Source organism: Bacillus sp. ISL-75 (assembly GCF_018613095.1).
Window position 1 is genome coordinate 1 of sequence record NZ_JAGGQX010000027.1, and the last position, 24,983, is coordinate 24,983.

Consider the following 24,983-nt stretch of genomic DNA (forward strand, 5'->3'; position numbering starts at 1 on the left):
GCTTGCTGGGCACGCAAAATAAAAAAGAACGTACCTGGGTACATTCTCCGTCGAAAAATATTATTTTTTGATTGTCCTTAGAACACCAATAGACTAGATTATTTTTTCATTAATTTTTGGATGGTGACGAGAACTTCATCCAAGACTTCAAAATCTCCTTCTTGAATTCTTTCGACAACACAGCTTTTCATATGACCTTCAAGTAGGATTTTGGCTACACTATTTAAAGCGGATTGTGTGGCCGATATCTGGTTAATGACATCATCACAATACGTATCTTTTTCAATTAAGCCTTTTATGCCGCGAATTTGCCCTTCAATCCGGTTTAGTCTCGTAACAAGATTATTTTTTACTTTATCCGGATGATGACTCTTCCGATCGCTGCCTTCATCTGAACAGCAGGTATTATCAAAAAGTTCATCTACCTTCCCTACTTCATTAGACATTGGTCCATCTCCTTTTTGGGAATATTATATCATACCTCAGGAAAGTGACGGGAACGGTTGCTACAAAAGATTTATGAAAGACATAAAACCCAAACTGACCGCATGGGTTGGATTAATTGACAGCCCTTGCATGCCCATGCAATACTTGAACTACATTTCATGTTTTAAGGAATATTCCCTCAATAAAGGAGCAATCGATGAAACCGCGCTACTTGATAAATTTCATGACCATCATAATTGTATATTCTGCCATAACATTTTATATCGGTTGGAACGGCTGGGTTTGGCTGCATTCAGTATTCGATTTGCAGGATAAATGGATATACGGTTTAGTCGTTAGTCTCATTTCCTATTCGTACATCATTGGGCATTTTGCAAAAAAAGTTCCTCTATTTAAAATGATTGGCTCTTATTGGGTTGGATTATTCCAATATGCCATCCTTTTCCTGCCTCCTTCCAATCTTGTTGCCTTTGTTCTCATTTCTACTGATCTTTCCACAACATCAGTCATCAATTGGGTAGGAGGCACGGTGTTTATATCGTTTGTTATTCTATTTATATACGGAACGTTTAATGCATATAGCCCTGTCGTTCGTACTTTTTCAATTATCATTCCAAAACAGGTGGGCAATCTAACTGAGCTTCGAATTGCCATGGCCTCTGATATGCATTTTGGCAGACTTTCAGGCATCCGACATATTCGCCGGCTTGTCCGTAATGTAAATGCTCTAAAGCCGGATATCATTTTACTGCCAGGCGATATCATTGACGACGATCCCGAGCCATTTACTCAAAAGAAAATGGGTGATGTAATGAAGGAGTTATCGGCTCCCTTAGGTGTTTATGGAGTCCTAGGAAATCATGAATATTATGGTGGTGAGATTCCAAAGTTTTTGCAGGAAATGGAACGAATCGGGATAACTATCCTATTGGATCAAGTACTCAAAATAGCCGACAGCTTTTATCTTGCAGGTCGAAAAGACAAAACTGATCGAAATCGGCTACCGATTGAAGCTATACTAACTGATATTGATCCATCCCTGCCAATTATAATGATGGATCATCAGCCTGCTGAAATAACTCAAGCGCAAGAAAATCGAGTCGACTTACTTTTATCAGGCCATACGCACAGAGGGCAAATGGCACCGAATCATCTGATTACAAAAAGGATATTTGAAAATGATTGGGGCTATCTTCAGAAAAGTCAACTTCATTCCATTGTTTCTTCCGGTTTTGGTTTTTGGGGTCCTCCACTTCGGATTGGCAGTCGTTCTGAAATCATGCAAATACATCTTACCTTTTTAAAAAGGGAATAGCGTAAATTACTCACTAATCATTTGCATCCCACATAAGAATAGAAGATAAATTATTTTTGAGTTCACAAAATGTAAAATATTTTTTAACTTTTCTGATTATTTATTCTAGCTTTATTTCCTTATCTTCATATATAATATTTTCATAACTATTTCGAAGGGTGTTGGTTAATTTGGCAAACAAAGCTGAAGCGAAAAAAATCTCTGTTAATTCGACAATTTCATTAAAAGGAATTGTAAAAGCCATTTTCAACGATACCGTTCATGTGCAAATTGGCGGGAAAATCATAACACTCCCAGCATCTGAGCTCCTGCTTGAAAAACCACTTCAATAGTTTAGTCTTACAAAGGTTATTATAATGCAACAATAGGAGTATATTCTTTCCAAAGACAGCCCTTCCCTTTAAAGTGAAGGGCTGTCTCAGTTGCATGACTATCATTGCCAATCATTAATAATCGTTTCTTGTATGCTGCGAATGACATCTCCCCTGCTAATTACACCAACCACATGATTTGACTCATCAACAACAGGTAGTTTTTTAAAGTGATGCTTAGACAATAGAGAGACAACCTTTTTCATTTCATCTTCAGGATGGACGGCTACGATTCCGTGGGTTTTTGCAATCCGAATGACTTCCCTGTCAGCCAATTCTCTCAATCGATTCTCCATGTCTTCTTCTGCAACATATGTGATAAGAGAGAAATAATCATGAATCCGACGATCGACTGGACTGATTGCCCGTAAAACGTCTCCATCTGTTACAAATCCACGTAGCACACCATTCTCATCGATAATCGGTAAACCGCCAATTTTTTTCCCAACAAACAATGTCATTACATCTTTAATGGAAGCACTTGGACTAGCTGATATAACATCCTTAACCATAAAGTCCTTTACCTGAACATTTATCATATCGACATCACCTTCATTTTTTGGATATTGGATTATTCGTTTCATCCGTATTTTTCAATTGCTGTAACACATCTGGTGGAAAAACCATCCGGCACATTACTTTAGAAATTTCTAGAAAATCCGCTCTTTTCCCAGTTTGTCCTTCTTTCCCATGGCCATTTTCCACTAAGACTAAAATTGCCCACGCGACAGTTTCTAAATCGAGATCCTCCCAGGTTAATCCTTTTTCCTCCGCTTGTTTTAGCCCTAACAAAATTCTCGAATGAATTTTCCTTCGTGCGTCACCCAAAAATTCAGCAAGACTAGGATCTTTCATCACTAACTCAGGCAACACACGCTGTATCCCTAACTCATTAAGGCGTTTATTATGGGCTTCTAAAAGCGATGCTAATAATGATACTGGATCATGGGAAATCCAACTAGGTTCAGGTGGGAGAAGCTTGTCTAATTTGTCTTCTAATAATGACATTAAAAGTTGGCGCTTATCTGAAAAATAACGATAAAAGGTACCGGTAGCAACACCTGCATGGGCAGCTATTTCCTTAGCAGTAGTTTGCTCGTACCCCTTAGAAATAAACAAAGTTTGTCCACTTTCGAGCAGTGCATTTCTTTTTTGTTGCGCCCGTTCCTGTTTTGGGAGAAAAGGGAATTCACCAATTAATAGGTCATCACTGTCTGGCATTTTATCACCTCACCTTTATCATACCACGTTATCAAAATTTGAACCATAGTTCATGTTTCCGTTGACAGACAACCCCGAAAGTGCGATACTTGACCTACGGTTCATGTTAAGTCGCTATTATTGTTTAAACACCCCTTTGCAAAATAGATAGATCAAAACATGACCGATTTTTTTATAAAAATCCCCTTGCCAAAGCAGGAGTTTCTAATATTTTTCCGAATAATTTAATGTATCTTTATTTTAATTTTTATAAGATCCTATATTTCTACCAATTTTCGAAAGGCGTTGATATTGTGGCAAACCAAGCTGAATCCAAAAAAATCTCTGTCAATTCAACAATCTCCTTAAAGGGAATTGTGAAAGCCATTTTCAACGACACCATTCATGTCCAAATTGGCGGCAAGATCATTACATTGCCCACATCAGATTTCTCGCTTGATAAACCTGCTCAGTCATAAACAAACCTTTTTAATTGCCAAGAAAGCCCATCACTTTTGTGATGGGCTTTCATTTTGTAAAATGAGTAGCATCCTTCGATTCATTTCATAATATACAAAAGATATGCTTTGGCTGCACTGATTTCTGTCCTTGTCATTATCGTTGTACATGAAGAGTTTAATTTGAGTAGGTTGTGAAATCGTTGAAAATTAGTTGTGCCTTAGAAAATGGCCTACAAACAGTTATATCTATCCAACGAACTATTGATATTATAACGGCATTTTTATTATTAACAGGTCAAGTGACAGTTGTTAGACTTGTTATAGAACCAGGAGGATTTGCCCTATCTGTTGGTGGGCCGCTAACTGGAAGAGCGCGTTTAGAAGGTAAATCAGGAAATAAAACATTTAGTTTGTTTTTGGACATTGGGGATATCCTTTTAGCGATACTATTGATTAGCGATCAGACAAATGCGTCAGGTATCTTTATAGGTCCAGGCAGGTTTAGCTTTAATATTACAGGACCTATTTTTGGAGTTCCTAAACACGAACCTACATTGCCTGATTTAGAAAAAGTCTTTACGCAATTTCGCTGGATTGTTTCTGATCATTTTGAAATCGATCCTGAAATTTTAATCAAATCTAATTAAGAAGGAAGTGGTCATGTTGTCCTTAACAGACCTCCCAACATTCGAACCCTCCAAAGCAGAAATATTTCTATTTTTACTGTCAATTGCTATCTTTATATTTTTCTTTACACAACCTAAGGAAAGCGATGTCTCTACATTGAGATAGTCGCTTTTTTTCATTAGTTCGTTATTTGATGTGTTTTTTGATAACATTCACAGGTCACGATATGGTCATTCACCATTCCGGTCGCTTGCATGAAGGCATAACAGATGGTCGAGCCAACAAATTTGAAGCCGCGCTTTTTTAAATCCTTACTTAATTGATCACTAATATCCGTGATTGCAGGAACATCTTTCATTTCACGGAAGTGGTTTTGAATGGGCTTCCCGCCAACAAAGGACCATATGTACTTACTAAATGAGCCAAACTCCTCCACAACCTTCAAAAATGCATGTGCGTTGGTAATAACTGCTTTGATTTTTAGCTTATTTCGGACAATTCCTTCATTATGGATCAATTCTTCGATTTTCTTTTCATCATAGCGGATAATTTTTTCGGCTTCAAAGTTATCAAAAGCTTTCCGGTAGTTCTCTCTCTTTTTTAAAATGGTGTACCAACTCAGTCCTGCCTGGGCCCCTTCGAGATTTAAGTACTCAAATAGCAGGCGATCATCATAGGCCGGAACTCCCCATTCATAATCGTGATAATCAATATATAGTGGATCCTGATTTACCCAACCGCATCGATTCATCTTTGAAAAGCCTCCAGTACTTCCGTTGATTTCATAACTTACGTTCACTTAAGTATGACATAATTTTATAAAAATAAGAACCTCCATTTATTATTCGATAACTAGGAATTGGATTCAATTGTAAGACGTAATTTCACTAGATTTATAGTAAGATAGTTAGATGACATATGTTTAAAGGAGACTTCAAAAATGCCTTATAAAATGATTGTACTTGATTTAGACGATACACTATTGCAGGACGACCACACGATATCTGACCGCACAAAGTGTGCACTTATGGATGCACAAGAATTAGGAGTGAAAGTGGTTTTAGCTTCTGGCCGTCCTACGTCAGCCATGTATGCTATTGCTGAAGAACTGAAGTTGAATGATTTCGGCAGCTTTATTCTTTCTTTTAATGGCGCTAAAATTACTAACTGTCAGACTGGTGAAGAACTGTTTAGCAGCACTTTATCGCCTGATGTGGTTCACTATTTATATGAAGTAAGTCGTCGTGAAAATGTTTGGATTCATACGTATGTTGGGGATCAGATTGTTACTGAGGCTGGAAACCAATTCACAAATATTGAAGGAGAAATTACTGGCCTAGAAATAATTGAAGTTGGTAGTTTCGTGGAGGCTGTATCGGAACCTGTGGTAAAAGTGCTGATGCTTGAAGATGAAACAAAACTTGCGGATGTAGAAGAAAAACTGCAGCGAGAGTTAGCTGGTCAGCTAAGTGTCATGCGTTCCAAACCATTCTTTCTAGAATTTACGGAGCATGGCGTCACGAAAGGTACAAGCCTTAGCCATTTAATTCAACAGCTGGGGATTAAGCGCGAAGAAGTCATCGCAATGGGTGACAGCTATAATGACCTTGCAATGATTGAGTTTGCAGGCTTAGGTGTTGCTATGGGGAATGCTCCAGACGATATTAAAGAAAAAGCTAACTTTGTCACCGACAGCAATATGAATGATGGTGTCGCAAAGGTCGTAGAAAAATTCGTATTGAAAACACCGACTCTTGTTTGAAAATAAAATTTTATCGAAACAATGCATGGAATTTTTCCGAGCGTTGTTTTTTTTTGCACTCTTTCCTTTCCAACAGCCCAATCATGTCCCCTCTTCAGTTTTTCAAGCATAAAATATTCCAACCAAATACAAAAAAAGGTGGAGAGAGGTATGGGATTATTCATTAATAACAGTGACCATCCAGATGTTTATAAAAACAAACAAAATCCACAAGCGACCAATCAAGTCATATCAAGACAGGATTTCCTGTCTCAATTAATTTCTGAACAGCAAATAGCGAATACTGCACTCAAAAAAGCCTTATCTGAATTAGGTATGCAATCCCAGCATCAAGAAGAAACACACTTCAACCAATGGAACCATGTTGGCAATCAACTAAATGATTTACAAACCCGATTGGAGAGGTACGAGGATGCGAATCATCAGCTTGTCCTCCAATTGAATGAACAGCTCGAATTACAAAAAAAGGTTGCAGAAAAAATGGCGAAACAAGAGGCGTTTCAAGGCGGAGTTTTACAGCGCTTGGACAATCAAGAAGCCCTAATGGACAAAATTTCCCGTCAAATCAATCATATCCGTTCCATTCTGTTTGAACGGACGAATTATTTGGCCACGAAGATAGACGACGGTTATAAGATGACTTCTTCCTATGTGTATAAATTAATGACGGGTTCCGACCATCCATTAACATTTTTCTTGATGAATCATAAGAAAGAAGAAATTCAAAAACATACTGATTAACTTCACTGATTTAAACGTTACAAAAATAAAACACCCCAGTCGTCAATACTTTTTAACGACTTGGAGGTGTTTTAGTTATTCATTATAAAATTATGCCACATGCTCATTCGTGTTATTGGCAGCACTTGCAGATTTCGTTACAAAACTTACAACAAATGTAACAACAAGATTAATTACTAATGCGATAACACCCACATTGAGGTCTTTAATGAATTGTGGAAGCGCTGGGAATATTGTACCAACAGTAGAAGCACTAATTGTAATGTAGGCAACTGTAAACACCCCTACTGCAATACCCGCGAATGCACCAGCTTTTGTCACCACGTTCTTTTTAGCTAAGCTGAATACCAATGCTGGGAACAATTGTGTTACAAGGCTGTAGCCCATTAATAACAATGTTACTAGAGTATCTCCACCTTTAAAAGTAAAGTATAGAGCGATGAGTGCAACAACTGGTACTAAGTTCTTCGCTAATTTAGATACTTGTTGGTCAGATGCCTTTGGCACAAATACCTTATAGACGTTTTTCGCTAATAAAGTAGCAGCAGCCATCATAATCATGGAACCTGGAACAATTGCCGTCAGTAAGCCAGCTGCTCCGATTAATCCAACTACCCATGGATCAAATGTCTGCATCGATAGTTTTAATAATGCCAAGTCACCCGCTGGACCCTCCAAACCCTTAACCTGAAGGATGGCGGCAAAGCCTACGAAGAATACAAATAATAACACGAGTTGATAAAGCGGCATGATAATCGCATTCTTACGGAATACCTTTGCACTTTGTGCTGAATAAATGGAACCGAAAGTGTGTGGCCACATATAAAATCCAAGTGCAGTTAATAATACTGTAGAAATAAACCAAGATACACTTAAACCAGTCTCAGGAAGAGCAAGGAAACCTGGTTTAGCAGCCTCAATTGCTTCAAACATTGGCTGGAAGCCGCCGTAATAATGAATTGGTAAATAAATACCTAAGAATAAAACAATACCTAAAATCATGATATCTTTAATAACAGCTGTCCAAGCAGAACCGTGAATTCCTGAAATCATTACGTAAACCGTTACAGCAATAACTCCAATCCAGATAGCTGCAGTAGATGAAATCGAACCACCAGAAGCTTCAGAAACAATGATTCCTAGTCCTTTTAATTGTAGGACAAGATATGGAATCAATGCAACTACACCAACTATAGATACAAAAACACCAAGTAATGGACTTTTATATTTACTAACAAAGAAATCGGATTGAGACATTAATTTATTATCTTTTGCATATTTCCAAATGGCAGGAAGTAACCAATAGGACATGATATAAGCTAAACAACCATAGCCTAAAATATAATAAGTTGGGCCCCCTTTACCGTAAGCCCATCCGCTTCCGCCAAGGAACGTAAATGTAGTATAAATCTCCCCTGCCATTAACAAGAATACGAAGATTGTTCCGAACCCCCGTCCCCCTACTGACCACTGTTCAAGGCTCATGTCCTTACCCTTTTGAGCTTGGACACCAAGGAAGATGGATAATGCTAAAAATCCGAAAATGATAATTAATGCTGTATTCATTAGATTTCCTCCTCCTTATTTGCTGGGTCCATTTTGAAAACAATCGCCATAATTCCGGAAGTAATCACTACCCACAAAACAATGTAAAAGAGCACAAAAGGCATCCCGAATATATAGGGAGTGACTTTATTGGCGAAAGGAACTCCGCCGAGTAAACCAATGAACGGGATGATTGCGATTAGCTGATGTAATTTCATAAAATAACCCCCCAATTTTAATTGATAATAATCATGCCTTTTTTATTAAACGGGATCTTCGCTTGTCTCTTTTATTTCACGAAGATCCTGATGATTAACTTATGCTAAAAACTTAAATGTCGCATGAAGGAATGTTTTTACACCAATTTCTAGTGCATCCTCATCGATTGTGAAGCGTTCGTGATGATGCGGGTAGTTAATACCTTGTTCCTCATTACCGGCTCCAACATAGAAGTAGCAGCCTGGAGCTTTTTCCATGAATGCAGAGAAATCTTCTCCACCCATATTGGGCCTCATCATATCAAGTGCTTCTTCACCAAATACTTCTCGAACCGTTTCTTCAATCACAGCTGTCACTTCATTATCATTGATGACAGGACGGTAGCCAAATTCATATTTAAAGTCGTAAGTGGCTTCATGTGCTTCGGTTATTCCCTTGACGACGCGCTCCATTTTTGCAGGAATGGATTCACGAAGTGTTGGATCAAAGCTGCGAACAGTCCCCCAGATTTTAACTTGTCCAGGAATCACATTGTGTGTTGTCCCACCAATAAATTGGGTTACAGAAATAACCAAACTATCTAGCGGGTCTGTATTCCTTGAGACAATATGCTGAAGGTTGGTTACAACCTGTGCAGCAACGGCGATTGAATCGATTGTTTGGTGAGGAAGTGCTGCATGTCCACCTTTTCCATTCACAGTGATCCAGAAGGTATCTGGAGAAGCCATCATCGAACCGTAGACAACCCCAACTTTGCCTTTTTCAATTGGTGACCAGAGGTGTGTACCGATTACAAGGTCTACCCCGTCCATTACTCCTGCTTGCACCATTTCCTCTGCTCCACCTGGGAATAACTCTTCCGCGTGCTGGAACAAGAAACGAACTTCGCCTTTAATTTGATCCTTCAAGCCTGAAAGAATTTTAGCTGTACCAAGCAGCATCGCTGTATGACCGTCATGACCACAAGCATGCATCACACCAGGGTTTTGGGAAGCAAATTCGAATGTGTTCTCTTCTTGGATTGGCAGTGCATCCATATCGGCACGAATCGCGAGCGTTTTTCCTGGTTCTGGTCCAATTAAGCGTGCTACGACACTAGTTTTAGTTGGACGAGAAATCTCCAAGTTTCCAAACGATTGTAACGTACCATAAATAAATTGCGAGGTTTTTTCCTCCTGGAAGGATAGTTCCGGATTTTGATGCAAATGCCTTCTCCAGGCAATGACTTGCTCTTTTGTTTCTTCTGCTAATTGGTTAAGGTTTACAGTTGTGCTAACACCCATGCTTGTCATCTCCTATTAGTTTGTTGTTACATTCAATTTTTGAACCGCTAAATTAAGAACCGTATGATAAAGAACATTCGCACCGTCTGCACAGTCCTCTTTTGAACTCCATTCAGCCGGGTCATGACTAATTCCATTCTTAGAGCGGATGAATATCATTCCCATCGGACATAAATCCAACAATTGCATCCCATCATGTCCTGCTCCACTTGGGAGATAATAGCTTTCTAGACCTAATTTTTCAAAAGCGTCTCTTGCTGCATTCTTTACAATGACGGAACACGGAGCTGGTGCGACCCGCTGTAAGTCATCAATGGTTAACTTCACACCTTGTGCTTCACAAATCTGTCTGGCCTGTTCCCTAATATTCTGCTCTACTTCATCACGGACCACTTCACTTATGTCCCGAAGATCTAAAGAGAATTCAACCCGACCCGGAATGATGTTAATTCCACCTGGCTGCACCTGAACTTGTCCCACTGTTCCAACTGTAGTTCCAGTTTTAGCTGCTTCTGCTTCAATCACAAGCATCACTCTTGCAGCAGTAGTCAACGCGTCATGCCTAATGGACATCGGGGTCGCACCTGCATGACCGACTTCTCCTTCTAAAATAAACTTGAGCCATAACGGACCTGCTAACCCTGAAACAATCCCAGTTGAGAGGTTTTGACCTTCAAGGACTTTCCCTTGTTCAATATGAAGCTCGATATATGCCTTAACATCCTCAGGCTTACGTGCTGCTTTTCCGATTTCTTTTGGCTCTAGACCAGTTGCGATGAACGCTTCTGCTATCGAGGTCCCCTGCTTATCCTTATTAAGCAATTCCTCTTGCGTAAGAGTGCCCGCGATCCCCCGGCTTCCAATCATCCCAAAACTAAATCTTGCCCCCTCTTCATCCGTAAAAGCAATGACTTCAATGGGATGCTCTGTCTCAATATTCTGCTCATTCATAACTTGAAGTGCTTCAACCGCTGCAAGAACACCAAGTGGTCCATCAAAATTCCCACCGTTAAGGACAGAATCTATATGGGAACCAGTTAAAACCACAGACGCATTTGGATTTCCTCCATCTTTCCTGCCAATTAGGTTTCCAACTTCATCCTCACGAACTTTCAGCCCTGCTTCGATCATAAATGCAGCTACAAGATCCTTTGCTGCTCTTTCTTCAGGAGTGAAAGATAAGCGAGTTACTCCGTTTGTGTCTGTTTTCCCAATTTCGCTTAGAAGATTCAACCGACTCCATAATCTTTCTTTGTTAATCAATGCCCTATCCTTTCTGCCACACTCCCGATTATTTTGTGCTTTAATGGAATGGCAAGTAGTTTTTTATTTATTTATAATTATAAAACTTATCAGAATATTTGTTATGTTGTTTTCTACAAAATTTTTAATAAACAATTTGTGTAAAAACACAAAAAAATCACAAAAATCTCACTTTCACCTAATAATCCCTGATAAAAATCACACATTGTCGAGAAGAGTTTGTTACAATAGACAAAAGAAATTTAATTTTTTCATTATTCCTATCATTAGATTGTGAGGTGCACCATGAAGGAAACTCTTAGTCATCGCCAGCTGCAGTCATTAATACACGTCTCCAATGTATTAAACTCATCCTTAGATATCGATACGATTATAGACTCAATTATGGTACAAACGGTCTCAGTCATTGATGCAGCCCACGGTGGGGTTTTATTCATTTATGACCCTAAACAAGATTTGCTTATTCCAAAGTCTGACAGCAATTTTAAGTCAGAAATTACAAGGGTAAGGTTAAAACCAGGTGAATCAATGACGGGCCTGGCTTTCACCGCCCAAAAATGCTTGATTTTTCATAACAGAACGGAAGTGGAAAAAGCAACAGCAACCCTGTCAGAAACGAATCATATGCTCATGGATCAATCGATCCCCACACTTCCTTATTCATCTATTTGTGCACCAATCCTATTAAAAGGAGAATGTATTGGAGTTATTACACTTGATTCTTTTGATCAGTCCCTTCACTTTATCCCTGAGGATATTAATCTTCTAACTGCTATTGCCCATCAAGCTGCTGTAGCACTTGAGAAAGCAAACCTTTACAGTGAGCAAGAAGAGACGGTAAGACAGCTGGAGGAATTAAATAACACGATTTCCAAACAAAATGAGATGCTATCACGGTCTGTGGATATCCATAATCGATTGGCTGCCCTTGTTTTACACGGTGAAGGGCTCGATTCGATTATCACTTATTTGAACGAAACAACCGGACACAATGTTTTGTTATACGATGATCTTGGAGAACTGATCTCCTATGCATATAAAGATAGGTTATCCGATGATGAGTTATATACAATAAGGGAATTGGCACAGAATGCGATAAAAACACCTGGAAACGTCCGTTCATTCATTGAAACCAACATGAATAAAGCAAATCAGTGTATAACCGTCCTTCCAATTGGGGCCAAGCCAACGCTTTATGGCTCACTAATTATCGTTTCTCCTGAAAAAATGCGTGATGTTGATATCGCAGCATTGGAGCATGCATGTACCGTTATCTCACTCGAACTTGTAAAGGATCAAGCTATTTTTGATGCACAGGAAAAAATAAATGGGGAGCTCATTGATGTTCTATTTTCTGGAAAAGTAGACGGTACCATTCTTCAAAAAGCGAAACAGATGGATTTCGATCCGATGGGTGATTATTTAGCTGTTATTATCCGGTTAGACGAAATGGACAATACACATAAAAGGAACAGCATCATTCGCCACCTTGTTCAGTTGGCCAACCGGGTATTTTTAAAAAATTCTTTAAAAGGGATGGCTGTTAGAAATCACAACCAAATCGTTGTACTGCTTACTTTTCAACAAAAGGTTTCACCTGCCTATGCACACCATCAAGTTAAAGAGCTGGTGTCTAAATTTCAACAGGAAATCCAAGTTAAAAATTGGGGCACTAATGTTTCGATAGGTATTGGGAGAATTCATTCCAGCTTATTAAAAGTTACTAAATCGATGCAGGAGGCAGCGAAATGTCTTCAATTCCTTCAAAGTTATGGAGGGAAAAACCAAGTGATTAGTTATAAAGAACTTGGTGTTCAAAGACTTTTGCTACAAAATACCGAAGAAGAACTTATTGATTTTATCATGGAAGTACTGGGGCCTCTGTTTGAATATGACCAATCCCGTAAAGGCGAACTGCTACCTTCGTTGTTTGCATATCTTGAACACAATCAAAATGCGAAAGAAGCAGCAGAATCCATCCATGTTCATACCAATACATTGATGTATCGGTTAAAAAGGATTGAAGAAATTCTTTCCACTGATTTATCTGATAGTCAACAATTTTTGAATATTCATCTAGCAGTAAGCCTTTATCCTTTTATAAAAGAAAAACTTACTCCACTCGCTTAATACCGATATTAAAAAACAGGGCGCTCCTAATTTAAACGGGGCGCCTTTTTATTTATTCAACTGATCTTTTTTTTGGGACTTGTTATCGATTTCTCTAGTTTGGACCAATCAATTGTATTTTCAAGCACAATCGCAAGCAAAATTCCTACAAGTAAGCCGCTGCTTAATAGCGGTCGAACAAGCATCGGGATGGAACCAAACATTTCAGCAGGAATATTCATGATCGCAATTCCTAGTAGAACAGGTGCAGCGATTCGATAAATTGTTCTTTGGTTAAAGCGAATTCCATTCAAATTTGTAAGTGCTCCGCTAAATAATTGCAAATAGGCTACAAATAAAACTGCATCCCCGACACTGATGGGCAAAGTAGAAAACAGTTGACTCAGCGCAGGCACCGAACCAAGTAATATAAACAAAGCACCTCCAATGACGATTGGTGCCCGATCAAAAATGAGCGTTGACTGTAAAAAGCCCAGTGAAGAAATATAGGGTGCATACGGTACCAAACCAAATAGGCCCGATACGATCGAATTAATCCCTGTTAAAACAAATGAGCGGCGGTATTGATTATTTGTGGTTTTCGTCTTTATGATTGGCTCAATCCCTTTTATGGAAGCCATAGTATTCGTTGTATTAACCAAACCAGTGATGACTGCCATTAGAATTAGACCAAAGCTAAAACTAGGTTTCCCCCAAGGAAATAACTGAAAAAGTTCCGTTGATGTACTCGGATTAGTTGGGGTTGATGGAAAAAATAGTGCGTAAACCACCCACCCTGTTACAATCCCAATTAGGATGGAAAAATTCCGAATCACTCCAGGCCCCTTAAGATTAATCCATACAACGAGTATAATTAACAGGACCGATAATCCTGCTGTTGGTATATCAATCTGAGTTGCAGTTCCCAATCCGAGCATCCCTTTTGTAAAAATGACAATAAGCTGGCTCGCAAGCAGAAATAGCACGGTACCCATAACTACGGGTGTAAATAACCGCTCTAACACCTGTCCCATTCCTAAAGCTCCGAGAATGATAACTAAAGCGCCTGAAATAATAATACCAAGCGCAAGACCACCCCCTAGTTCAGTCAAACTGATTCCCGCTGAAGAAGCTGAAGCACAAAGACTTAGGATGGCACCCCACCACAAACCAGATTGTCCTTCCATAAGTGGATACTTATGCCCAAAAACAGCTTGCAGGATACAGGCTATCCCTGTATAGATAAATGATCTTTGCAGTGCACTAGCCACTTCAACAGCTGATAAGTCAAAGGCATCCCCGATAGTTAACGGGATGACCACAGTATTTGCAAACATGAAAAATAACCATTGCAGACCAGCCAAGAATATGGTGGTCGAGTTCATTCGGTTCACTGTTCATCCCTCCTTTGTTCATTGTTCCCTTTATACGACTGTAATAATAATACCTAAGATCGTAATCACACAAGCAGTTAGCTTAGCGGGCGTAATTTGCTCCTTAAAATAATACCATGCTAGGAAAACAGCAAATAACGGTGAAGTGAAAGCGAGTGACACAACAAGTGTTCCATCGGCAAATTTTAAGGCAGTAAAAAGACAAATCCATTGGATGATAACCGTAATTCCGCGTAAACTTAGATGTTTATGCAGGCTCGGAAACCACACCTTTGGACGGTAAACTAGATAGGTAATTAGGGCAATACCGCAGGCTCGATAGAAATAAAGCGTCACTGGATTTACCCACCCATGTACAAGTAACTGCTGCGAAGGCACCATACTAACTCCAAACACAACTGCTGATGCGATCCCCAATAAATTCCCAGGTTTTTTTAATTCAAGAAATGGAGTCAGCGGGTTCCGACCTTTCAAATTTAAAAAATAAACACCGACCATGATAAATAAAACAGACACAAGTACAAATGGATGAAATCCATATAAGACGCTATTCGGAATAAATGTGAATAATGGTGTTAATGCCATGTAAACGGAAAGGACTGATACCTCGATTTTGTTCATTGCTTTAAAGAATAGTAAATTTCCTAACATATCTAGCAGGACAACCAAAATTAACAAGGAAATCGAGATCGCGTTCGGTTTAAATAAATAAAGCCACGGTAATGTAAGTCCAAGAAACAAACCTATATATGCAAATGATGTAACGATGAAACTATTATTATCCTTCATTTCTCCAACAATTTTCTTTGCATAAAGTGCATTCAGTGCATTAAAAAAAGAACTGATCAGTGACAAAAACAGCATTCGAATATTCCTTCCTCTCAATTAAAATATTAGAGAATTTCGATTTTCTAAATATTTAATAGATTACAACAAAAGTCAGTTGATGGAAAGAAGGAATTAATTTTGAGTATTTATAGGGATAGAAAAAACCGTCCATGAAAATGTCCATGGACGGTCTATCTTATAACCCTTTAGTAAAAATATCAGTCAACACAGGTACGATTTGCTTTTTGCGAGAAACGACACCTTTTAAGGTAGCCGTGTTATTAGCAAGTGTAACATTATAAGCTTTTTCAACTGCAGCTGTTTTGCTTCCTAGTGCTAAACCAACTGAATCGTTTGTTAAAATGTCAGTTACCACAAACAGGAATAAATCTAAGTTCTTTTCTTCGATAATCGTAGTGATCGCTGCTTCCAATTCTTCTTGGCGAGCAAGAACATCTGCCGTGTCAACAACATTGACTTGAGCAATTTCTACTTTACTAGAGCCCATTTCAAATCCTTTAGCATCTAGGCTTAGCAGTTCGTTAATTGATTTGTCGCGAACGTCTGCTCCAGCTTTCAACATTTCAAGTCCATATTCATCTGCATTCACGCCAGCAATTTCAGCTAACTCACGTGCTGCTGCTACGTCTTCAGGCGTACAAGTTGGGGACTTAAATAATAATGAGTCAGAAATAATCGCAGAAAGCATTAATCCGGCAATTTCTTTGCTTATTTCTTTATTGTTCTCTTTGTACATTTTATTTAAGATCGTTGCTGTACACCCAACAGGCTCGCAGCGGTAATATAACGGATCACTTGTTTCAAAGTTAGCAATCCGGTGGTGATCGATTACTTCTAATACACGAACATCAGCGATATCATTTGCACTTTGCTGGCGCTCATTGTGATCAACTAGGATGACCGCGTTTACTTCACTTGAAACTGCTTCAACAAGGCGGGGAGCCACTGCATTAAACTGGTCAAGTGCATATTGTGTTTCACCATTTACTTGTCCTAAGCGCACTGGTTCAACATCCATCCCCAATTGTTTTTTTAAGTCTGCATAGGCAATTGCAGAACAAATCGTATCTGTGTCAGGATTTTTATGACCGAAAATAAGTACTTTTTCCATTTTATTTCTCCTAATCCGATGAATTTATGTAGGTCAAGCCCAATCTACCTGAGAATGGCCCTAACGAAAATTATATAATATTATGAATTAGGATTCAAAAAATTTTTATTAATTACATTTTTTTTATCATTTGGACTTGCTCCGTTTTTTTCTCTAAGCCTAAATCTAGTAAGAATGGGATAACAGGATTTGATAATATGGAATTAATTGTCATGAAGCTGACGGGCTTTTGATGTTCTCCAGATATAGAAGTGAAAATAGACTTTATCGTTTCCTTTTTATTGTCATTGAGTAGTTCAAGCTGATATAAAATTACTTTTTCCAGTTGCCCGTCCTGGTTCCACACTCTTTTAAATAATGAATATCCTAACGGCTTTTGTTTACTGTCGAAATAAATCTGTGATTCACCCGACTTAACACTCTGCCACTGACATTGCCATGGAACCTTTTCATTATAAAAATGGAAAGTTGGCAGTTGCTCGGGCCGGATAGATTTAAAGGCAATGGGAGTGTGATCAAACGCTATGGTCCCATTTAAATAAACAAGTGAATTAATTATTTCATAGCCATGACTTTTATATAATCGAATGGCCCTTTCATTTTCCTTAATGGCTTCAAGTGTGGCAACCTCGACCTCTTCTTCGGAGTAAACTTTTATGGCTGCCTCCATTAAAAGATTTGAAACACCCATTCCACGGTATTTAGGGGCGATTCCTGTCCCGCCATTCCATGCAGTTTTTTTTCCGTCGACCACACGAAATCCATTTAATACAATCGCTACAGGGTCTTCTCCATCAAAAGCAACTAAAGAGTGCTTCAAAGATAATCCTTCATTAACCAATCGGTTAAAAAACAATTCGGCTGTCATTTCCATTTGCACAAAATAACCTTCAAACCCCTGATTCCAAGCCGTTATCGTATCTTGGATGGTGCATTCTGTTAATCTTTTAAATGTAATTTTCATATTTTCAACCCTTTCTGGCGGATGGCTTCCTTTTACTGGCGATAACCTCCTTTTACTGGCGACTAGGTTCTTCCTTTGGTATGTATAGCTAAATTCAGCATTTAATGTGACCCAGCCAGCTTGTTTTCGCGCTGACTGGGTCACATTAAAAATCTATTTCACTGGCAAGGGAACAACCTTTTGCCCAATTGCCGCAATTAATTCTTTTGGCATTGGGAAGCTTAATGCAGCTGGGTCCTTTATGACCGCTGGAATCGCCATCTGGAGTGCCTCTTCGCTAATGTTGAATTGCTTGAAATCAGCCGGTAATCCTACCTTATACTGAAGCAATTTAATTTTCCCAATCACTTTTGCTAATGCCGTTTGCGGGGTATCTCCCTTTACATCCACGTTCAAGGCTTGTGCCAATTCAGCAGCCTTTGGCAGATATAAATCAGGAACCAATTCCATGACCACCGGTAAAAAGACAGCATTTGCTAAGCCATGTGGAATTCGGAACAAGGCCCCGTACGCGTGAGCCATATTGTGAACAGGAATCGCATTTAAGGCGAAACTGAAAGCGGTGATTCCCATTAAGCTAGCTTGCAATAAATCCATGCGGGCATCAAGGTTCGAACCATCAACAACGGCAACTGGTAGATTTTTTTCAATAAGGCGAATTGCATGGAGGGCATAGGCATCGGTTAGACCTGTTGCGGTTGGTGATGCGAGCGCCTCGATGGCATGCGTTAAGGCATCAAATCCAGTAAATGCCGTAATGACTGGTGGTAGTCCGACGGTTAAATCTGGATCCAAGATCGCCATATCGGCATTAATAAACGGATTGATGATATTCGTCTTCATTTGAATTTCTTCATTAAAAATAACGGCAATCGGTGATACCTCTGAACCGGTTCCCGCGGTAGTCGGAATGGCAATATGGGGAATCGACATGTAATTTGCTTTTGGGAATGACTCGTACAACAAACCGCCAGGGATCGCCTCTTTTATATCTGTCAATCCTTTGTGGAGCGCATACTTTACCCCTTTTACGGTATCCAGGACACTGCCCCCGCCAACTGCAATTAACGAATCTGCACCTATTTCTCTTGCATAGCGGACAGCTTCATTGATGCAGTTGCTTTCGGCATCTTGTTTGATATCAAGGAATTGACCGACAAGTTCTGGGCCAGAGCCATGACCTGTCAGCGAAAAAATATCGGCCACTTTTTCAACAATTCCTGCTGCTTCTAGTCCTCTATCACTTAAAAGGAGCACCCGTTTGGCACCCAGACCAGCAAAAAGACTTGGGACCATCGCCCTTGAGTTTGAACCGCTGTATATACCCGTACGTAACATAAACTGTGATAAGGTTGTTTTCATTTTCATCCTCCCCTTTTCATTAGTTTTTGCCAAACAGAATTCCATACCAATTGCGTCGATCTAGTTCAGGCGACATCGATGTGTGGACATGCTTTACCTGGGTATAGGCATCGAGTGAATGCTGTCCCATTTCTCTGCCAATTCCGCTTTGTTTGTACCCGCCAAACGGGGCATCACTTCTGAGCATATGCCATTCATTAATCCAGACCACGCCCGCCTGCAGTTTTCTAGCCACTGCGTAGGCTTTATTGACATCACGTGTCCAAACTCCTGCAGCTAAGCCATAAATCGTATCATTGGCCATTCGAATCGCATCGTCCAGATCAGAATAACGAATCACACAGAGGACTGGGCCGAAAATTTCTTCTTGGGCAATTTTCATATCATTGGTGACATTTGTAAAAATCGTTGGTTCGATGAAATGTCCTTCCTCACAGCCATCAACCTTAACTTCCTTGCCACCACAGACAAGGGTCGCGCCTTCTTGTTTACCTGCTTCAATATAGGAAAGGATGGTTTCCTTTTGCTTTTTCGAGATTACTGGACCAACATCGGTGGTCGGATCAAGTGGATTCCCAAGCTTTAATTTACTTGTGAGAGCAACTAAACCTGCAACCACTTGGTCATACAGCTTATCTGGTACAAATAAACGCGTCCCTGATTCACAAAGCTGACCGGAATGGAGAAATACTCCAAATAGACTTCCAGGCAGAGCAATACTAAGATCGGCATCCTCTAAAAGGATATTAGGTGATTTCCCCCCTAGCTCTAGTGTGGTTTTCTTGATCGTCCCAGCAGCAATTCCCATAATTCGTCTGCCAACCTCAGTCGAACCAGTGAATGCCACTTTATCGACCTTTGGGTGGTTAACTAAAGCTTCGCCCACTTCTGCACCAGAACCTGAGACAACGTTAATTACACCTGGAGGGACCACGGTTGAAATAATTTCTGCTAGCTTCAAAGTGGACAGTGGCGTGTAGCTGGCAGGCTTGATCACAATTGTATTCCCCATCGCCAGTGCCGGTGCAATCTTCCAGGTAGCAATCACCATTGGCAAGTTCCAAGGAGTAATCGCTGCACATACACCGATTGGTTCACGCCAAATAAAATTATGTGCTGGTCCTGGGAATGGCGGCACTGGCAGTGTCTCCGAGAATGGATACTCAACCGTAAAATTGGCCAATGTTTGGAACAAGTCAACCATTTGCAAAATATCACTATTGCCAATTCGGCGTACTGTTCCACCTGAGCTAATCGCTTCTAAGTATGCTAGTTCCTCGGCATGTTCGGCGATTTGATAGGAAATCGCATTTAACACCTTGGCTCGGTCTTTTGGCTTCATGTCTTTCCAGTCACCCTGATCAAATGCCTCACGGGCCGCATGTACAGCACGGTCAACATCTTCCGTAGTTCCTTTTGCTACTCTAGCTACAAGTTCACCATTTGCTGGGTTCAATACATCAAACGTTTCTTGACTGGAAGCTGGCTCCCACTTTCCGTTAATAAAGTGGGGAAATGTTTGAACATCAACCTTTACTGTCATGATAATTCCTCCTTTTCTAAAATTTCTTACTTGTCTGGCTCCAGCGCCTAGGGGCTCGGGGTCATAAGCCAATCCGTCCTGAAGGTTAAAAAGCAACCTTCACGCCGGCTCGCCTATGCCTGTCGCCCCTGGACAAGGCGCTTCCGCTTTTCTTATTACAGCACTCCTAAGTCACTATCTGTGTATCTATAAATCTCTTCGATTTTTTTGCCTTGTGCACGTGCTAAGATTTCCATTCGGACTGAGAGTTGTTTTAAGGTAAAGTTCATGATATCTGCAGGATCCCCGCCGAATGCACTTACCTCCCTTCCCGCGATGCCTTCTTGATTTAGCCTAATCGCTAATGGGGTCAGCTCGCCCATCTTGGCTGCCACAAAATCAAAGAGATGTGGATGTTCACAAATTAACCGTTGCAAAAGGAATGTCCCATAGCCGATATGCCTGGACTCATCCTTTTTTAAATTACCGACACCTTCAAGCAATCCTGGCATGATCCCAGCGGTTTCTAATGTTTGATAGAAAGAATAATAACCGGTTTCTGCTAATACTCCTTCAACAAACATGTTGTACACCACGGATGCCTCGGCGATCGCTTCTGGGGATTGGTCGGAAATCAGCCGTTCCATTGTTGTTGGGAGAATCTCATAGAAAATCTTCTGATAGGTTTCGGTATGAAAGTGGGATAGGTCCCCTCGCTCCCCGATCGCATTCAATACTAACCGGAAGAATTCGGTATGTTTTGCTTCCTCGTATAAAAAGGTAGTTAAAAACATTTCTTCCTCAAGGCGCCCTTCTTTCGCAATCGCCATGATCAGTGGAAGAAGATCTAATGTAACCGCTTCTTCGCCAGCTTGAAATTGAGAAATGAGCCGCAAGATATCTGCTTGTTGTTCCGCATTTAGTGTTTTCCAGTCCTTTTGGTCCTGACTGAAATCAATATCTGCTGGGTTCCAAGTTCCTAACCGTTTTGCTTTTTGGAATAAGCGGTACGGGAAAGAATCTTCAAGCAAACCTCGACTGCTAGTTGTTAATATGGTTCTTTTCTCCATATATGTTCTCCTCCTTTTTTCTTTTACGGTTTGATTACAATTTCTGATGCCTGATATCGGAGATGCGAAGATCTTTGTTTCTAACGGGTCTTTCAACTTCACACCATCCGCTCCCTTTTTTAAAATCCTAATAGAAAGCCAGATTGTACAGGACTCAGACTATTTTTAAATTGAATGATAAATGACAATCGAACCTTTTTGCTCATAGATTACCTGCTGTCTTTCTTCAAGTAAATCCAAATGGCCTTGAATTTGTGATAATCCTAAGAACACTGTATTCCCCTGCAATCGTGGATACATTTGCGTGCAGATTTCATAGATACACTTTCCTCCGGTTGCAAGAATCGCTAGAATCTGTTCACAGCGCTTTTCCTGTTCTAGTAATCTTGTTTTGATCAAGGATAAATGATCACTAAATGCCTCGCCGTGACCTGGGTAAATCATTTCCAACGGCAGTCGTCTTACTTTTTCAAGCGAGTTTCGATATTGCATTAACGGCCTCGGACGATTGACCTCGCCCGGATTAGGTGGTTCGATGAAGGCGTTCACGGAAAAAGCCTTTAATAAATGGTCGCCGGCAAAGGTATCGCCAGTTTCCTGGTTCCATAATAAAATATCAGATTGGCTGTGACCGGGGACGTGAACCACTTCAAACTCCTTCCCACCTAACGGGATAACATCACCTTCATTTAGAAAGGTAACATTCCGCCACCTTTCCTCGTTAAATGGCCGTTCGATGATGTGATTGAATGGGTCGGCACCGCAGCGCGTTAAAAACTGATGAAAAAAAGCCTGCACTTGGTTATACTCGACTACTCCTGCATTAATGGAACCTCTTGCCTGTTCATAGACATAGATCGGCAAATCTTTTTCTTCCTGAAGGTATGGAATTGCTCCTGCATGGTCGATATGGATGTGGGTCAATCTGATCAATATCCTTCAATGTAACGCCATGCATTTGTAGTTTACTTTTGAGTTGTTGAAAGGACGCTTTACCTAGGTTACCCGTGTCGATTAACGTAACTGAATCACCAATCGCCAAAAATGCATTGACCGTTCCCTCAGCAAAATGGGTTTCTAATTCAAGCGGTACTATTCTAAACAATTTAATATCCCTCCCAACTAAAACATTATTTAACTATCACTTTTTGACAGGAGGAACGACCTAAGCACTATCAAAACTATATTTCTTTTTCACAAGAAATATGATTAAGTTGCAGGGAGCTTTCCGAGATTGGCTCACTCCCCCTATTCACCCCTAGGATTTGAATATTATTATTCTTCAGGAAAAGTTTTGCTTTTTCCGTAGGCAAAACTCATTTATGTGCTATTTATTACCTTAAATAGGATTCTATCAGTAGATTATTGTATTCAATCAGCGAATTTCATACTTCTATCAGCGATTTTCTAGTTCCAATCGGCGATTTTCATACTTCTATCAGCGAATCTGCTAATTCAATCAGCGAATCTCATTTTGGTGACAATATCTACATCGCATGTGCCCCTCCATCGACAACAACGATATCTCCCGTCACAAAGTCCGAAGCTGGTGCAGCTAGGAATAAGGCAACGCCTTTAAGGTCATTATCAGTACCAAATTTTCTTAATGGGGTGCCTTCAAGAATTGCTTCTCCCCCCTGATCCAGCAACCCTTTTGACATTTTCGTTGGAAAAAATCCTGGAGCGATGGCATTTACATAAATGCCGCTTGGACCCCATTTGACAGCCAAATCTTTAGTAAAAGTAATCACAGCCCCTTTACTAGAGTTGTAGCCAATTGCATTCATATACTTTGGATTACTGCCCTTTAAACCAGCCACTGATGCAATATTAATTATTTTCCCTGATTTTTGTTCGAGCATCACTTTTCCAACCGCCTGTGACATTAAGAAGGTACCAGTAACATTGACATCCATGACCTTTTTCCAAGCTTCGAGCGGCATTTCCTCGACCGGTGCTCCCCAAGAGGCGCCGCTATTATTTACGAGAATATCAATTCTCCCAAATCGTTTAATCGTCCGCTCGACGACATTCTTGATATCTTCCGGGCTGGTAACATCACATTTTAAGGCAAAACTCTCCACACCAAGTCTTTTTAAACCTTCACTTACTTCCTCACACGCTTCCAATTTTCTTGAACAAACCACTACATTTGCACCTGCTTCTGCAAAGCCTTCAGCTATTTGCTGGCCAAGTCCCCTGCCGCCGCCTGTGACAATAGCTACTTTTCCCGTTAAATCAAACAACTCTTTCACATTCATTAATCATTCCCCCTATTATTAAGCATCATTGTTCATTGAGCCCGTTACCACCGAATCCGGTGAAATCTTCCTAAACGTCCCTCAATTTTATAAACAACCACTAAATACTAACCAGTTAGTATGTAGATATTTCATATAATATCAAAATTTTCATAATATTCAACATCCAACTTAATAACAATAAACCCAGCAGCAAGAAGGTTTTTTTCTTCTTGGTGCCGGGTCTAAATAAACTTCATGAAATTAATATTGTCTATAGACTACCTCACCTTTTAATACTTCATTTCCTTGTTGATTGACTGCTTGGACCGTAAAGCGCAGATTTTGTTCCTCATTCTCTTTCAGAGTCGCTTTCAGCGTAATTACATCATTCAAAAATACCATTCCTTTAAAACGGATCGAGTAATCCTGTACGAAGCCTTCTTCATAATATGCAGTAAAAAGCTTTGCAAGGTTCCCCATTGTCCACATTCCATGAGCAATAATTCCTGGTAATCCCGCTTTTTTCGCCTCATCATCAATCGTGTGTATTGGGTTAAAGTCTCCTGAAGCACCCGCATACTTGATTAAGTCAAGACGCGAAACAGGCTCCAATTGAATTTCTTTGACCGATTCTCCAACTTGTAATTCAGTAAGAGTACTCATCGTGCCAACACCTTCCTCACAGCTTCAGAGATGACAATCGTTGAGGATGAGCTAAAAATTAAAGCGCCGGATAGATCCTCACCGTAATTTTCCACAACCAGGAATCCCATCTCCCCAAAGTTTCCTTTTTTCTCAAAGTAGCTTTTTACTTTGGTATAACAGTAAATTGTTTCGCCAACCCTTAATGGCCGCTCGTAATGAAATGTTTGTTCCCCGTGGATTAAACCTTTATTGGGAAGATTTAATCCTTCGATGACTCCATAATCAAAAGTTCTTGGAAAGGTAGGAGGTGCAATGTTGGCTTTGTTTCTTGAATTTCTTCCAGTTTCTTCATCAAAATAAATGGGATGAAGGTCACCAATCGCCTCCGCAAATTTTTTGACGGCTCCTCTTTCAACTTCATTTTTAACCTTGTTTGATTGTTTGCCTATCTGGTCTTTAAACAATTCATCTTCACCTCAC

Annotated in this window: 27 protein-coding genes; 7 read left to right on the forward strand and 20 right to left on the reverse strand. The window is 40.0% G+C overall.

Annotated features, from left to right (window positions below; all coding sequences use genetic code 11):
• Positions 1-98: 98 nt before the first annotated feature.
• Entirely contained in the window at positions 99-446 is a 348-nt protein-coding gene (locus J7E63_RS12345; protein ID WP_215012547.1) for a metal-sensitive transcriptional regulator, read from the reverse strand.
• Between the two features lie 197 nt (positions 447-643).
• Between J7E63_RS12345 and J7E63_RS12350 the strand changes: the two genes are divergently transcribed.
• Together J7E63_RS12350 and J7E63_RS12355 are read left to right on the forward strand one after the other, a co-directional pair.
• Positions 644-1,762, forward strand: coding sequence for a metallophosphoesterase (locus tag J7E63_RS12350; RefSeq protein WP_215012549.1), 1,119 nt, complete (start codon positions 644-646; stop codon positions 1,760-1,762).
• 170 nt (positions 1,763-1,932) lie between these two features.
• Positions 1,933-2,094 carry a hypothetical protein gene (locus J7E63_RS12355; protein WP_215001880.1) on the forward strand — a complete coding sequence of 54 codons (162 nt, stop codon included), beginning with the start codon at positions 1,933-1,935 and terminating at the stop codon, positions 2,092-2,094.
• A 101-nt stretch (positions 2,095-2,195) separates the two neighbouring features.
• On the opposite strand, the gene J7E63_RS12360 is transcribed toward J7E63_RS12355, so the two are convergent.
• Together J7E63_RS12360 and J7E63_RS12365 are read right to left on the reverse strand one after the other, a co-directional pair.
• Positions 2,196-2,672 (reverse strand): CBS domain-containing protein, encoded by a 477-nt coding sequence (locus J7E63_RS12360; RefSeq protein WP_215012558.1) that lies wholly within the window; start codon positions 2,670-2,672, stop codon positions 2,196-2,198.
• Between the two features lie 13 nt (positions 2,673-2,685).
• The gene (locus J7E63_RS12365) at positions 2,686-3,354 is read right to left on the reverse strand and encodes a TetR/AcrR family transcriptional regulator (RefSeq protein WP_215012560.1); all 669 of its coding nucleotides are present in this window, start codon (positions 3,352-3,354) and stop codon (positions 2,686-2,688) included.
• A gap of 293 nt (positions 3,355-3,647) precedes the next feature.
• On the opposite strand from J7E63_RS12365, the gene J7E63_RS12370 reads away from it, so the two are divergent.
• Both J7E63_RS12370 and J7E63_RS12375 read left to right on the forward strand, forming a co-directional pair.
• On the forward strand, positions 3,648-3,812 hold the full coding sequence (locus J7E63_RS12370) for a hypothetical protein (RefSeq protein WP_168243272.1): 165 nt from the start codon (positions 3,648-3,650) through the stop codon (positions 3,810-3,812).
• 182 nt (positions 3,813-3,994) lie between these two features.
• Positions 3,995-4,441 carry a hypothetical protein gene (locus tag J7E63_RS12375; RefSeq protein WP_215012562.1) on the forward strand — a complete coding sequence of 149 codons (447 nt, stop codon included), beginning with the start codon at positions 3,995-3,997 and terminating at the stop codon, positions 4,439-4,441.
• Positions 4,442-4,599: 158 nt separating this feature from the next.
• Here J7E63_RS12375 and J7E63_RS12380 read toward each other — a convergent pair whose 3' ends face one another.
• Entirely contained in the window at positions 4,600-5,172 is a 573-nt protein-coding gene (locus J7E63_RS12380; RefSeq protein ID WP_215012564.1) for a DNA-3-methyladenine glycosylase I, read from the reverse strand.
• A gap of 189 nt (positions 5,173-5,361) precedes the next feature.
• Between J7E63_RS12380 and J7E63_RS12385 the strand changes: the two genes are divergently transcribed.
• Both J7E63_RS12385 and J7E63_RS12390 read left to right on the forward strand, forming a co-directional pair.
• Entirely contained in the window at positions 5,362-6,183 is an 822-nt protein-coding gene (locus tag J7E63_RS12385; RefSeq protein WP_215012566.1) for a Cof-type HAD-IIB family hydrolase, read from the forward strand.
• A gap of 150 nt (positions 6,184-6,333) precedes the next feature.
• Positions 6,334-6,924 carry a hypothetical protein gene (locus J7E63_RS12390; protein WP_215012568.1) on the forward strand — a complete coding sequence of 197 codons (591 nt, stop codon included), beginning with the start codon at positions 6,334-6,336 and terminating at the stop codon, positions 6,922-6,924.
• A gap of 90 nt (positions 6,925-7,014) precedes the next feature.
• Here J7E63_RS12390 and J7E63_RS12395 read toward each other — a convergent pair whose 3' ends face one another.
• From J7E63_RS12395 to J7E63_RS12410, 4 genes are all read right to left on the reverse strand, one after another.
• Entirely contained in the window at positions 7,015-8,490 is a 1,476-nt protein-coding gene (locus tag J7E63_RS12395; protein ID WP_214716860.1) for a sodium:solute symporter family protein, read from the reverse strand.
• The gene (locus J7E63_RS12400) at positions 8,490-8,687 is read right to left on the reverse strand and encodes a DUF3311 domain-containing protein (RefSeq protein ID WP_215012570.1); all 198 of its coding nucleotides are present in this window, start codon (positions 8,685-8,687) and stop codon (positions 8,490-8,492) included. Before J7E63_RS12400 ends, J7E63_RS12395 begins: the two co-directional genes overlap by 1 nt.
• A gap of 99 nt (positions 8,688-8,786) precedes the next feature.
• A complete protein-coding gene (locus J7E63_RS12405) occupies positions 8,787-9,971 on the reverse strand; it encodes a M20 family metallopeptidase (RefSeq protein ID WP_215012572.1) in 1,185 nt (394 codons plus the stop codon).
• A 15-nt stretch (positions 9,972-9,986) separates the two neighbouring features.
• A complete protein-coding gene (locus J7E63_RS12410; protein ID WP_215012574.1) occupies positions 9,987-11,234 on the reverse strand; it encodes a Zn-dependent hydrolase in 1,248 nt (415 codons plus the stop codon).
• 285 nt (positions 11,235-11,519) lie between these two features.
• On the opposite strand from J7E63_RS12410, the gene J7E63_RS12415 reads away from it, so the two are divergent.
• The gene (locus J7E63_RS12415) at positions 11,520-13,364 is read left to right on the forward strand and encodes a helix-turn-helix domain-containing protein (RefSeq protein ID WP_215012576.1); all 1,845 of its coding nucleotides are present in this window, start codon (positions 11,520-11,522) and stop codon (positions 13,362-13,364) included.
• A 56-nt stretch (positions 13,365-13,420) separates the two neighbouring features.
• Here the strand turns inward: J7E63_RS12415 and J7E63_RS12420 are convergent, their stop codons facing one another.
• The 12 genes from J7E63_RS12420 to J7E63_RS12475 form a co-directional block, all read right to left on the reverse strand.
• On the reverse strand, positions 13,421-14,728 hold the full coding sequence (locus J7E63_RS12420) for a uracil/xanthine transporter (protein ID WP_215012937.1): 1,308 nt from the start codon (positions 14,726-14,728) through the stop codon (positions 13,421-13,423).
• 39 nt (positions 14,729-14,767) lie between these two features.
• On the reverse strand, positions 14,768-15,601 hold the full coding sequence (locus J7E63_RS12425; protein ID WP_215012578.1) for a DMT family transporter: 834 nt from the start codon (positions 15,599-15,601) through the stop codon (positions 14,768-14,770).
• A gap of 160 nt (positions 15,602-15,761) precedes the next feature.
• The gene (locus tag J7E63_RS12430) at positions 15,762-16,697 is read right to left on the reverse strand and encodes a manganese-dependent inorganic pyrophosphatase (RefSeq protein WP_215012580.1); all 936 of its coding nucleotides are present in this window, start codon (positions 16,695-16,697) and stop codon (positions 15,762-15,764) included.
• A gap of 112 nt (positions 16,698-16,809) precedes the next feature.
• Positions 16,810-17,661, reverse strand: a complete 852-nt coding sequence (locus J7E63_RS12435) for a GNAT family N-acetyltransferase (protein ID WP_215012583.1) — start codon at positions 17,659-17,661, stop codon at positions 16,810-16,812.
• 153 nt (positions 17,662-17,814) lie between these two features.
• Complete coding sequence (locus J7E63_RS12440) at positions 17,815-19,023, reverse strand: iron-containing alcohol dehydrogenase (RefSeq protein ID WP_215012585.1); 1,209 nt, start codon at positions 19,021-19,023, stop codon at positions 17,815-17,817.
• 19 nt (positions 19,024-19,042) lie between these two features.
• On the reverse strand, positions 19,043-20,566 hold the full coding sequence (locus tag J7E63_RS12445) for an aldehyde dehydrogenase family protein (RefSeq protein WP_215012587.1): 1,524 nt from the start codon (positions 20,564-20,566) through the stop codon (positions 19,043-19,045).
• Between the two features lie 155 nt (positions 20,567-20,721).
• Entirely contained in the window at positions 20,722-21,615 is an 894-nt protein-coding gene (locus J7E63_RS12450) for a R2-like ligand-binding oxidase (RefSeq protein WP_215012589.1), read from the reverse strand.
• Between the two features lie 165 nt (positions 21,616-21,780).
• Positions 21,781-22,479, reverse strand: a complete 699-nt coding sequence (locus J7E63_RS12455) for an MBL fold metallo-hydrolase (protein WP_251033511.1) — start codon at positions 22,477-22,479, stop codon at positions 21,781-21,783.
• Positions 22,460-22,720: an MBL fold metallo-hydrolase gene (locus J7E63_RS12460; RefSeq protein WP_215012594.1), complete on the reverse strand. Its 261-nt coding sequence runs from the start codon at positions 22,718-22,720 to the stop codon at positions 22,460-22,462. Before J7E63_RS12460 ends, J7E63_RS12455 begins: the two co-directional genes overlap by 20 nt.
• Before the next feature lie 382 nt (positions 22,721-23,102).
• Complete coding sequence (locus J7E63_RS12465; RefSeq protein ID WP_215012596.1) at positions 23,103-23,876, reverse strand: SDR family oxidoreductase; 774 nt, start codon at positions 23,874-23,876, stop codon at positions 23,103-23,105.
• Positions 23,877-24,119: 243 nt separating this feature from the next.
• Positions 24,120-24,521 carry a MaoC family dehydratase gene (locus J7E63_RS12470; protein ID WP_215012598.1) on the reverse strand — a complete coding sequence of 134 codons (402 nt, stop codon included), beginning with the start codon at positions 24,519-24,521 and terminating at the stop codon, positions 24,120-24,122.
• Positions 24,518-24,967 carry a MaoC family dehydratase N-terminal domain-containing protein gene (locus tag J7E63_RS12475; RefSeq protein ID WP_215012600.1) on the reverse strand — a complete coding sequence of 150 codons (450 nt, stop codon included), beginning with the start codon at positions 24,965-24,967 and terminating at the stop codon, positions 24,518-24,520. Before J7E63_RS12475 ends, J7E63_RS12470 begins: the two co-directional genes overlap by 4 nt.
• Between the last annotated feature and the right edge of the window lie 16 nt (positions 24,968-24,983).